Raw genomic sequence first — 10,801 nt, forward strand, 5'->3', positions numbered from 1 at the left:
GCCCAGACGGGATGAGCGCGGTCAGCTATTGAACTAATAGCTAATCAGGGCTGCGACGGTTTCACCACGGCGTAGCGTTGCAGTGTCAGCGCACGCGCCTCATCGTGCTGCACGATGGGCCGGGGGTAGTTTTTTCCCAGCTCCACGCCTGCGGCCATGAGCTCCAGCGGTGAGGCCAGCCAGGGGCTGTGCAAAACCGAAGTCGGCAGCTTCTCCAGCACCGGCAGGTATTTGCGAATGAATTTGCCTTGTGCATCAAATTTTTCGCTCTGGCTGACGGGGTTGAAGATGCGGAAATAGGGCTGGGCATCGCAACCGGTGCTGGCTGCCCACTGCCAGCCGCCATTGTTGGATGCCAACTCAAAATCATTGAGGTGAGTGGCAAAAAAGCGCTCCCCCCAGCGCCAATCCAGCCCCAGGTCTTTCACCAAAAAGCTGGCGCTCACCATGCGCAGGCGGTTGTGCATATAGCCGGTCTGCCGGATTTGTGCCATGGCGGCATCGACCAACGGGTAGCCGGTCCGGCCCTCGCACCAGGCCTGGAACAGTGCCTGAGCTTTATCGCCGCTTTCCCAGGCAATGGCGTCATAGTTTGGCTTGAATGCGCTGCGGGCAGCATGGGGAAAATGACTTAGGATCTGGGCGTAAAAATCCCGCCAGATCAACTCGCTCAGCCAGCAGGCAGCTCCCTCGTCGCCCAATTGCTGTTGCGCCAGTGCGCAGGCCACCAGCTTTCTGATCGACAGCGTGCCAAAGCGCAGGTGCATGCCTAGATAACTGGGGCCTTTGACGGCCGGGAAGTCGCGACTCACGTGGTAGTGCGACATGCGCCCAAGGAAGTCGGCCAACAGAGCGGCACCGCCCTGGCTACCGGTGGGAATCTTCAGGGCCGATAGATTGGTTTTTTCAAAACCCAGAGCAGCCAGCGTGGGCAGGGCTTGCCGCTCATTAATAGGCCTTGCCGCCAGTGCCGTGGCATAACGTTCCAGCGCATAGGGTTTGAGATCGTGGGGCTGGAGCTTCTTCAACCAGGCGGTTTTGTAGGGCGTGAACACGCTATAGGGTTTGCCGGCCTGGGTCAGCAGCTCGGTGCGTTCAAAAATGAGGTGATCCTTGAAGCTGTGAAAAGCCACCTTTTGCCGCTCCAGCAGGGCTTGCACTGCGGCGTCACGTGCCAGTGAAGCGGGTTCGTCATCATGGTTGCAAAACACAGCATCGGCCGCCAGTCTGGCGGCAAGCGCTGGCAGGGTCTGATCGGCCTTGCCGTGCCGCCACAGCAGGCCGGCTTGCGTGCCGCCGTTTTCTAGGCCTAGCCGCTGCAATTGCTGGTCGAGCTCAAGCAGTGATTCCCGGATGAACTCGACGCGGCGGTCATAGCGGGGCAAGGCGTCCAGAATGTTGCGGTCAAAGACGAACACGCAAAATACCTGGCGACAGGATTTCAGGGCGTGGTAGAGCGCGGCATTGTCGTCGGCCCGTAAATCGCGCCTGAACCACATCAGACCGGTCTGGTAAATCTTTTGCATTGCCGCATGTTAGTGAAAAGTCCCGGCCCTGCCTGAGGAGCGTTGCGGCGCCGGGCCAGGCCGGCCAGTGCGCGTAAAATCGAGGGATGGCCATGGACTCCGCACCGATCAACTTGACGCACCACTTTCTCATCGCCATGCCGGGGCTGGAGGACGAAGCCTTTGCCAAAAGCGTGGTGTATATGTGCGAGCACAGCGATCGTGGTGCCCTGGGCCTGGTCATCAACAAGCCCAGCGACATCAATGTCAAGGGCCTGTTTGACAAGGTCGAGTTGCCGCTGCGGCGCGACGATCTCACTGACAACCCGGTTTTCCAGGGCGGACCGGTACAAACCGAGCGCGGTTTTGTGCTGCATGAGTCCATGATGCCGGGTCACGAATCGGTCTACGCCTCCACCATGTCGATTCCTGGTGGCCTGGAAATGACCACCTCCAAGGACGTGCTGGAAGCCTTGTCCACCGGCGCCGGGCCGCGCAAGGTGTTTGTCTCGCTAGGCTACTCCGCCTGGGGCGAAGGTCAGCTGGAGTCCGAGCTGCTGGACAACAGCTGGCTCACCGTGCCGGCCGACCTGGCGGTGATTTTTGACACGCCGGTGGAGCAACGCTACGACAAGGCCCTCATGCTGTTGGGCCTGCAGAGCTGGATGCTGTCGCCGGTGGCGGGTCACGCATGAGCCTGGCGGCCATGCCTCCCTTGCACGCGGGTCTGCAAACCTTTCTGGCTTTCGATTTCGGTCTCAAACGCACGGGTGTGGCCAGCGGCAATAAGCTGACCCGCAGCGCCACGCCGCAGGCCACCATTGTCGCGGAAGGGGCGGCCCGTTTCCCGCTGATTGCCGCCCGCATCAAGGAGTGGCAACCCGATGCGCTGGTGGTCGGCGTGCCCTTTCACCCCGATGGCGCGAGCCATGAAAATACCCTGAGGGCGCAAAAGTTCGCCCGCCAGCTGCGCGGCCGTTTTGGTTTGCAGGTGTTCGAGGTTGACGAGCGCTACAGCACCACCGAAGCCCTGGCCGGCGGCGCCAAGGATGCCGATGCGGCGTCGGCCTGCATCATTCTTGAGCAGTTTCTAAGGAGTCTTCCCAATGAGTAGTCTGGTTCTGGACGCCGAGGCCCTGTACAGCGATCTGCTGCGCGGCATGCGGCTGCAACTGGCCTCTTACGCCCAGCCGCCGCTGCTGGTGGGCGTTGCCTCCGGTGGTGCCTGGCTGGCTGAGCGCCTGCAAAAAGACCTGGGCCTGGCGGGCGACATCGGCGTGCTGTCTTCCTCCATGCACCGCGACGATTTTTCCCAGCGTGGCCTGGCCTCCAGCGGGCCAACCTTGCTGCCCTTTGACGTCAATGGCGCTCACCTGGTGGTGCTCGACGATGTGCTCTACACCGGGCGCACGATACGGGCGGTACTCAACGAGCTGTTTGACTATGGCAGGCCCGCCAGCGTCAAGCTGGTGGTGCTGGTGGACCGGGGCGGACGCGAGTTGCCGGTCCAGCCCGACCTGGCCGTGGCGCGGGTGGCCTTGCCGGCCGCCCAGACGCTGGAACTGGCGCGCGCCGAAGACGGCCGCTTCAGCTTCCAGCTGCAGGATCGATAGGCCCAAGCGGCCATTAACAGCATAAGAGCGTAAGCGCGACAAGCGCAAGAGGAGAGCCCAAGGTGTTGTATCGACGAAATCCACAACTCAATAAAAACGGCGAGCTGATTCATTTGCTGTCGACCGAAGGCTTGCCCAAGGCGACCCTGACGCAAATTCTCGATACCGCCGCCAACTTTGTCTCGGTCAGCAGCCGCGAGGTTAAAAAAGTCCCGCTGCTGCGCGGCAAAAGTGTTTTCAACCTGTTTTTTGAAAATTCCACGCGCACCCGCACCACCTTTGAGATTGCCGCCACCCGTTTGTCGGCCGACGTTATCAATCTGGACATCGCGCGTTCCTCGGCCTCCAAGGGCGAGTCGCTGCTGGACACCATCGCCAACCTGAGTGCCATGGCCGCCGACCTCTTCGTGGTGCGCCACAGCGAGTCCGGCGCACCCTACCTGATCGCCCAGCATGTGGCGCCGCATGTGCACGTGATCAATGCCGGCGACGGACGCCATGCCCACCCAACGCAGGGCCTGCTGGACATGTACACGATCCGGCACTACAAAAAAGATTTCAGCAACCTGACGGTGGCCATCGTCGGCGATGTGCTGCACTCGCGGGTGGCGCGCTCCGACATCCATGCCCTGACCACCCTGGGTTGCCCCGAAGTCCGGGTGGTCGGCCCCAAGACGCTGGTGCCCTCAGACATGGCGCAGATGGGCGTGCGGGTCTGCAACACGCTGGAAGAAGGCATCAAGGATGCCGACGTGATCATCATGTTGAGGCTGCAAAACGAGCGCATGAGCGGCGCGCTGCTGCCCAGCAGCCAGGAGTTTTTCAAGAGCTTTGGCCTGACCCCCGAAAAGCTGCAGCTGGCCAAGCCCGATGCCATCGTCATGCACCCCGGCCCCATCAACCGCGGCGTCGAGATTGATTCGGCGGTGGTCGATGGCGCGCAGAGTGTCATCTTGCCGCAGGTCACCTTCGGCATTGCCGTACGCATGGCCGTCATGAGCATAGTTGCCGGGAATGAAGCGTGAACGTTGCCCCCACGCTTGCCACTTCGTGTGCTGCGCTGCCCCCCGAGGGGGCTGTCCCGCCTAAGGGCGGCCTGTCGGCGGGACTGGCTCCCACGCTTTCCATTTGGTCTGCTGCGCGGCAGCTTTTTTCCGGACAAATCAAATGAAAATTCTTATCAAGAACGGCCGGGTGATTGATCCTGCCACCGGATTCGATCAAATCGGTGACGTGGCGATTGCGGCCGGCCGCATCGTGGCCATCCACGGCACGCTGGCCGATTTCGTGCCCAACAAGGTGATTGATGCCAGCGGCTGCATCGTCGCGCCCGGCCTGATCGATCTGGCGGCGCGGCTGCGCGAGCCTGGCTACGAGCATGAGGGCATGTTGGAAAGCGAGCTGGCCGCCGCGGTGGCCGGCGGCGTCACCAGCCTGGTCTGCCCGCCCGATACCGACCCGGTGCTGGATGAACCCGGCCTGGTGGAGATGCTCAAGTTTCGCGCCGAAAAAATGCACCAGTCGCGCGTCTTTCCGCTGGGCGCCCTGACGCGCGCGCTCAAGGGCGAGGCGCTGACCGAGATGGTCGAGCTGACCGAGGCCGGCTGCGTGGCTTTCAGCCAGGCCGAAGTGCCCATGGCCAACACCCAGGTGCTGATGCGTGCGCTGCAGTATGCGGCCACTTTCGGCTACACCGTCTGGCTGCGGCCGCAGGAGATGCATTTGGGCCGGGGCGTGGCGGCCAGCGGCGCGCTGGCCACGCGGCTGGGCCTGGGCGGCGTGCCGGTGGCGGCGGAGACCATTGCGCTGCACACGATTTTTGAGCTGGTGCGTGCCACCGGCGCGCGCGTTCACCTGTGCCGCCTCAGCAGCGCCGCCGGGGTGGCGCTGGTGGCCAAGGCCAAGGCCGAGGGCCTGGACGTGAGCTGCGACGTCAGCATCAACAGCCTGCACCTGACCGATGTGGACATCGGCTATTTCGACAGCCGCATGCGGCTGGACCCGCCGCTGCGCCAGCAGCGCGATCGCGACGCCATTCGCCAGGGCCTGGCGGACGGCACCATTGATGCGCTGGTATCAGACCACACGCCGGTCGATGAAGATGCCAAAACCCTGCCGTTTGCCGAAGCCGAGCCCGGCGCCACCGGCCTGGAGCTGCTGCTGAGCATGGCCTGCAAATGGGGTCAGGATGACGCGGTGGGCCTGCAGCGCGCGCTCGCCGTGCTGACGAGCGAGCCGGCCCGCGTGCTGGGCAATGCGCTGGGCACCCTGCAGGCCAGCGCCGGCCGCCTGGTCAAGGGCGGGGTCGCCGATATCTGCGTGTTCGATCCGAATCGCGCCTGGACGGTGGAGCCGGCCGCGCTGCGCAGCCAGGGTAAGCACACGCCGTTTTCCGGCTACGAGTTGTCGGGCTGCGTGCGCTACACCCTGGTGGGTGGTCAAGTGGCGTTCGAGCGTGCCTGACGCCGTGCCTGTCGCTATGGTCGGCATGAGTCGTTCGCTGCTGGTGCGCCGCCGTATGAAGGGCCTGGCATGAGTCGTCTGCGCGCCTGCTGGCGCTTGCTGCGGCTGCTGGGCCATATCCTGGCCGGCCTGGGGGTGGTGGCGCTGCGCTTTCCGCGTCTGTCGCCAGCCCAGCAACATGCCCGCGTGCAGGCCTGGGCGCTGCAGATGCTGGGCCATGTCGGCATCACGCTGCAAGTGCGCGGCCAGCCACCCGTCACCGGGCCGGTGCTGCTGGTGGCCAATCACATCTCCTGGCTGGATATTCCGGTCATGCATGCCGCGCGCCACTGCCGCTTTGTCTCCAAATCCGATATCAAAGGCTGGCCGCTGGTCAATCAGCTGGCTGAGGCGGCGGGTACGTTTTACATAGAGCGCAGCTCCCGGCGCGATGCCTTGCGCATGGTGCACCAGATGGCGGAGGCGTTGCGCACCGACCAGGTACTGGCGGTGTTCCCCGAGGGCACCACGGGCGATGGCCGCACCATGCTGCCTTTTCATGCCAACTTGCTGCAGGCGGCGGTGTCTGCCGATGCGCCCGTGCAGCCGGTGGGCCTGCGTTTCATGGACCAGGCCAGTGGTGAAACCAGCTACGCGCCCAGCTATGTTGGCGACGAAACCCTGCTCGGTTCGATCTGGCGCACCTTGTGCGCGCCGCCGATTGTGGCGCTGGTGTGTTTCGGCGAGCCAGAGCATGCCCAGGGGCGCGACCGTCGTGCCTGGAGCCAGCAGCTGCGCGACACGGTGGACGGTTTGCGCAACAGCTAAAGCCTGAGCTTGCTATTGAATAAATAGCTGCTTGCGCTTATTGGACGGGCGCTTCAGGCCTTTTTTATATAAATTTGTCAGGCTTCGCGGGCGAAGGTCACGACATGGTCGACCTGTGCCCGTATGCCTATCCACTCGCCAACGGCATGGTTGTGGTGGCTGGGCACATGCGCCAACATGCTCTGGCCGCTGGCCAGGCGCAGGGTGTAGAGAAACTCGGAGCCGCGAAAGGCCTTGCGCATGATTTGCGCCTGCACCGGCGCCGCGTCGTCATGCACGATGTCATCGGCGCGCAGCAAGACGTCGCATTCCCCGCCGGGGTAGCTGGAGGGTAGCGGGCATTCGTCCAGATCACTCAGGTCGCCGAGCGGCGTGCAAGCCACCACGCCGCCGTCCTGGTGGCGCAGCGTGGCCGGCACAAACACGCCATGGCCAATGAAGTCGGCGACAAAGCGGGTTTCCGGCCGGTGATACAGCGCGTAGGCGTCGTCCCACTGGTGCAAGCGCCCCTCATTCATCACGCCAATGCGGTCGCCAATGGCAAAGGCTTCGAGCTGGTCGTGGGTCACAAACAGGGCGGTGGCGCCGGCCGCCTTGAGAATGCCGCGCACCTCGTGCGCCAGCCGCTCACGCAAATCCACGTCAAGATTGGAAAAAGGCTCGTCAAGCAGCAGCAGGCGCGGCTGTGGCGCCAGCGCCCGAGCCAGCGCGACACGCTGCTGCTGTCCGCCGGAGAGTTCGTGCGGAAAGCGCTTGTGGACATTGCCCAGGCCGACCAGCTCCAACACCTCGCTGACGCGTTGCTCACGCTGGTGGCGGCTCAGGTGGGTGAGGCCGAAAGCCACGTTGTGCGCCGCATCCAGATGCGGAAACAGCGCGTAATCCTGGAACACCATGCCGATGCGGCGCGACTCCGCCGGCACTTGCACCTGCGGGCTGCTGACGATTTGCTGGGCCAGCCTGATGGTGCCGGCCTGCGCCCGCTCCAGCCCGGCAACGGCGCGCAGCAAGGTGGTCTTGCCGCAGCCCGAGGGGCCTATCAGCACCCCGATCTCGCCCGCCTGCAGGCTGAAAGACGCGCCGTCAACGGCAGGCTGTGGGCGGCCCGCATAGTGAACACCCAGCTGGGAGACATCCAAAAACATGGATGGATTGTAGATGCTTACAATTCTCATTTGCAGTGACTGACTGCAGACACTACGGCGCACGCCGGCTGGGGCACGGCCCGCGCCGGCGATGGCCTTTTTTCAGGCCTACATGCTGCGTCGTATTTTTGTTCGTTTTGTCCCCACCACCTTGTTGCTGTTGCTGGTCGGCCTGCTGACGCTGCCGGTGCTGGCCGTGGCACTGTCCTGGTTGCAGTTCAACGGCGAGGCGCGCGCCATCCTGCTGGAAATGCTGCAGACGGTGTTGCCCGACTACACCTGGACCTCTTTGTGGCTGTGTCTGCTGGTGGGCGCTGGCGTGGCCGCCGTCGGCATGGCGACGGCCAGCGCCGTCACGCTGTTCGAGTTTCCGGGCCGGCGCGTGTTTGAGTGGGCCTTGCTGCTGCCGCTGGCCATGCCGGCCTATGTGATGGCTTATGCCTATACCGACTTTCTGCAATACGGCGGGCCGCTGCAGAGCTGGCTGCGGGCCAGTTTCGGGCTGCAGGGGCGCTTGCTGCCCGAGGTCCGCAGCCTGGGCGGCGCCGTGCTGGTGTTCACGGTGGCGCTTTACCCATATGTCTATCTGCTGGCACGCACCGCCTTGTCCGAGCGCGCCGTGCATCTGATGGAAGCGGCCCGCCTGCTGGGCGCGCCGCTGTCGCGCCGCATTCGCGCGGTGGCCTTGCCGCTGGCGCGACCGGCGGTGGCCGCCGGCGTGGCACTGGCGCTGATGGAAACGCTGGCCGATTTCGGCGTTTCCAGCTATTTCGGCATACAGACCTTTACCGCCGGTATTTACAAGGCCTGGCTGTCCATGGACAACCGCATGGCCGCCGCGCAACTGGCCACCGTGCTGCTTATCGTGGTGGCGCTGTTGCTGCGCATGGAGCACAGCGCGCAAAAGCGCATGCGCTTTGCCGCTGGCCGGGGCGCGCGCGCTGGCGCCGCCGATGCCGCGCCGGTCCAGTTGCGGGGTGGGCGTGCGGCCCTGGCCTGGCTGGTCTGCGCCGCGCCGATTGCGCTGGGCTTTGTGCTGCCGGTGCTGTTCATGCTGCGCCCGCTGGTGCTGGGCTGGGAGAACCTGCTCTGGGACCAGTTTTTCAACTGGACCATGAACAGTCTGTGGCTGGCCGGTTTGAGTGCCGTGCTGGCCACCGCGCTGGCCCTGAGCCTGGCCTTTGCGGTGCGCAGCCAGCCGCATGCGCTGAACCGCTGGGCCGCCCATCTGGCCAGCCTGGGCTATGCCGTTCCGGGCGCCGTGATTGTGGTCGGCTTGCTGCTGCCGGTGGGCTGGCTGCAGGCGGCCGCGCCGCAATCGGGCGCCGGTTACTGGGTCACGGCCACGGTGCTGGGCGTGGTCTGGGCTTATCTGGTGCGCTTTAGCGCGGTGGCCTTGCAAAGCATTCAGAGCGGCTACTCCCGGATTCCGGTCAGCTTTGATGACAGCGCGCGCATGCTGGGCATCACCGGGGCCGGTCTGCTGGCCCGGGTGCACTGGCCCTTGCTGAAACGCTCGGTGGCCGTGGCCGGCCTGCTGGTGTTTGTGGATGTGATGAAAGAGCTGCCGGCCACCCTGGTGCTGCGCCCCTTCAACAGCGACACCCTGGCCGTGGTCACCTACCAGCTGGCCCGCGACGAGCGCCTGGGCGAGGCCGCCTTGCCCGCGCTGGTGCTGGTGCTGGTCGGCTTGTTGCCCGTGGTTCTGTTGAGCCGCACCTTGCGCGCCCGCTAGCGCGCGGTGTTCGCACGCCGACCGGTTCGGCGCGGGTGCATATGTCCTGCAAGCCGTGTAGTCATGAGACTACGCCCGTCAAATCTGTGGACCTACCGGCGCCGGACCGCTGCGCGCCTACGATTTCTCCATCTGCAAACGCTTGGTGACACCGACGAAAAACGTCAACCGGCCAGAGCAGAGTTTTCAATCATCACCCCAGGAGAAATCTATGAACCAAGATCGTATCGAAGGTAACTGGCTTCAGTTCAAGGGCAAGGTCAAGGAGCAGTGGGGCAAGCTGACAGATGATGATCTGGACGTGATTGCCGGCAAGCGTGACCAGTTGCTGGGCAAGCTCCAGGAGCGCCACGGCCTGACCCTGGAAGAGGCCGAAACCCAAGTCACCCAATGGCGTGAGCGCAATCCGACGAATTTCTTTGAGCGCTATTGAGCCCCAGGGCTGCACGCCATATTTCCCATTCAATGTTTAGCCAAGGATTAACGATGAAAATCAAACTGATCATGCTGACGGTCGCCATGTCTTGTGCCTTTGCTGGCAATGTCATGGCCATGACCAAAGCAGAATACAAAACCCAGGAAGCGCAGATTTCGGCCGACTACAAGGCCAGCCGTGAAAAATGCGAGGTCATGAAGGGCAACGCCAAGGACATCTGCAAGGCCGAAGCCAAGGGCACGGAGAAAGTCGCCAAGGCCGAACTGACTGCCCAGTATCAGCCTGGTGCCAAAAATACCGAGAAGGTCGCCCTGGCCAAGGCGGACGCCGCCTATGACACGGCCAAGGAAAAGTGCGATGACCTGGCGGGCAACGCCAAGGATGTCTGCGTCAAGGACGCCAAGGCTGCCTATGTGAAAGCCAAGGAAGACGCCAAGGTGGCCAAGGTCACCGCTGATAGCAGCAAGGAAAAGACGACAGCCGTGAATGACGCGAAGAAAACCGCCAGCACGGAGACCCGCGAAGCCGACTACAAGGCAGCCAAGGAGCGCTGCGACAGCCTGGCAGGTGTGGCCAAAGACACTTGCCAAAACGATGCCAAAGCCAAATACGACATGAAGTAAGAGGCTCGCTGGCATCGCACTAAGCCGCGCTCTAAGCGCGGCTTTTTCACATTCCGGTATAATCCATACTTCCCGATGAGCCACAGGCACTCGGGACTGCCTGGCCAGGCAAGCCGAATCTCACACCGGCGCGTCGATCAAGAACTCACCAGACGAAAAAAATAATCTGAGTTCCTGCATGTGAATTGCCGTAACGTGGGTCGCGTAAGAGCCCACGTCCATTATCCAGCCCGCTTTCAGTGGGCTTTTTTACGCCTGTTGTTTGCCGCTCGTCTTCACCCCTAGATGCATACCACCGCCATCGGTCTGCTTGTCCCCTGTTTTGAGACCATAAAAAACCCGCCATGCCATTAAACATGCGGGTTTTGAGGGGTTATGAGACTGTTTGATTCGATCGTCTGGTACCACCAACAGGAATCGAACCTGTATCTAGCGCTTAGGAGGCACTCGTTCTATCCATTGAACTATGGCGGC

The 10,801-nt window shown here is 63.1% G+C and carries 11 protein-coding genes and 1 tRNA gene; 9 read left to right on the forward strand and 3 right to left on the reverse strand.

Annotated elements, in window-relative coordinates; translation table 11 throughout:
• Nucleotides 1–44 precede the first annotated feature (44 nt).
• Nucleotides 45–1,526 (reverse strand): cryptochrome/photolyase family protein, encoded by a 1,482-nt coding sequence (locus BM160_RS08635; protein WP_092003558.1) that lies wholly within the window; start codon nt 1,524–1,526, stop codon nt 45–47.
• A gap of 86 nt (nt 1,527–1,612) precedes the next feature.
• Between BM160_RS08635 and BM160_RS08640 the strand changes: the two genes are divergently transcribed.
• The 6 genes from BM160_RS08640 to BM160_RS08665 all read left to right on the forward strand — a co-directional run bounded on the left by BM160_RS08640 (nt 1,613) and on the right by BM160_RS08665 (nt 6,388).
• On the forward strand, nt 1,613–2,200 hold the full coding sequence (locus BM160_RS08640) for a YqgE/AlgH family protein (protein ID WP_092003561.1): 588 nt from the start codon (nt 1,613–1,615) through the stop codon (nt 2,198–2,200).
• Nucleotides 2,197–2,619, forward strand: a complete 423-nt coding sequence (ruvX, locus tag BM160_RS08645; protein WP_092003564.1) for a Holliday junction resolvase RuvX — start codon at nt 2,197–2,199, stop codon at nt 2,617–2,619. The genes BM160_RS08640 and ruvX overlap by 4 nt, the downstream gene beginning before the upstream one ends.
• Nucleotides 2,612–3,118: a bifunctional pyr operon transcriptional regulator/uracil phosphoribosyltransferase PyrR gene (gene pyrR / locus BM160_RS08650; RefSeq protein WP_092003567.1), complete on the forward strand. Its 507-nt coding sequence runs from the start codon at nt 2,612–2,614 to the stop codon at nt 3,116–3,118. Before ruvX ends, pyrR begins: the two co-directional genes overlap by 8 nt.
• A 62-nt stretch (nt 3,119–3,180) precedes the next feature.
• Nucleotides 3,181–4,143 (forward strand): aspartate carbamoyltransferase catalytic subunit, encoded by a 963-nt coding sequence (locus tag BM160_RS08655; RefSeq protein WP_092003569.1) that lies wholly within the window; start codon nt 3,181–3,183, stop codon nt 4,141–4,143.
• A 142-nt stretch (nt 4,144–4,285) separates the two neighbouring features.
• Nucleotides 4,286–5,581, forward strand: coding sequence for a dihydroorotase (locus BM160_RS08660; protein ID WP_092003573.1), 1,296 nt, complete (start codon nt 4,286–4,288; stop codon nt 5,579–5,581).
• A gap of 69 nt (nt 5,582–5,650) precedes the next feature.
• Entirely contained in the window at nt 5,651–6,388 is a 738-nt protein-coding gene (locus BM160_RS08665) for a lysophospholipid acyltransferase family protein (RefSeq protein ID WP_092003576.1), read from the forward strand.
• Nucleotides 6,389–6,465: 77 nt separating this feature from the next.
• Here BM160_RS08665 and BM160_RS08670 read toward each other — a convergent pair whose 3' ends face one another.
• Nucleotides 6,466–7,533, reverse strand: a complete 1,068-nt coding sequence (locus BM160_RS08670) for an ABC transporter ATP-binding protein (protein ID WP_092003579.1) — start codon at nt 7,531–7,533, stop codon at nt 6,466–6,468.
• 112 nt (nt 7,534–7,645) lie between these two features.
• Here BM160_RS08670 and BM160_RS08675 point away from each other — a divergent pair, with 112 nt between their 5' ends.
• The 3 genes from BM160_RS08675 (at nt 7,646) to BM160_RS08685 (ending at nt 10,327) form a co-directional block, all read left to right on the forward strand.
• Nucleotides 7,646–9,268, forward strand: coding sequence for an ABC transporter permease (locus BM160_RS08675; RefSeq protein ID WP_092003700.1), 1,623 nt, complete (start codon nt 7,646–7,648; stop codon nt 9,266–9,268).
• A 211-nt stretch (nt 9,269–9,479) separates the two neighbouring features.
• Nucleotides 9,480–9,701 (forward strand): CsbD family protein, encoded by a 222-nt coding sequence (locus tag BM160_RS08680; protein WP_092003582.1) that lies wholly within the window; start codon nt 9,480–9,482, stop codon nt 9,699–9,701.
• Between the two features lie 53 nt (nt 9,702–9,754).
• Complete coding sequence (locus BM160_RS08685; RefSeq protein WP_092003585.1) at nt 9,755–10,327, forward strand: hypothetical protein; 573 nt, start codon at nt 9,755–9,757, stop codon at nt 10,325–10,327.
• A 399-nt stretch (nt 10,328–10,726) separates the two neighbouring features.
• On the opposite strand, the gene BM160_RS08690 is transcribed toward BM160_RS08685, so the two are convergent.
• Nucleotides 10,727–10,801, reverse strand: a tRNA-Arg gene (locus tag BM160_RS08690).

This window comes from Polaromonas sp. OV174 (genome assembly GCF_900112285.1).
Lineage (GTDB): Bacteria > Pseudomonadota > Gammaproteobacteria > Burkholderiales > Burkholderiaceae_C > Polaromonas.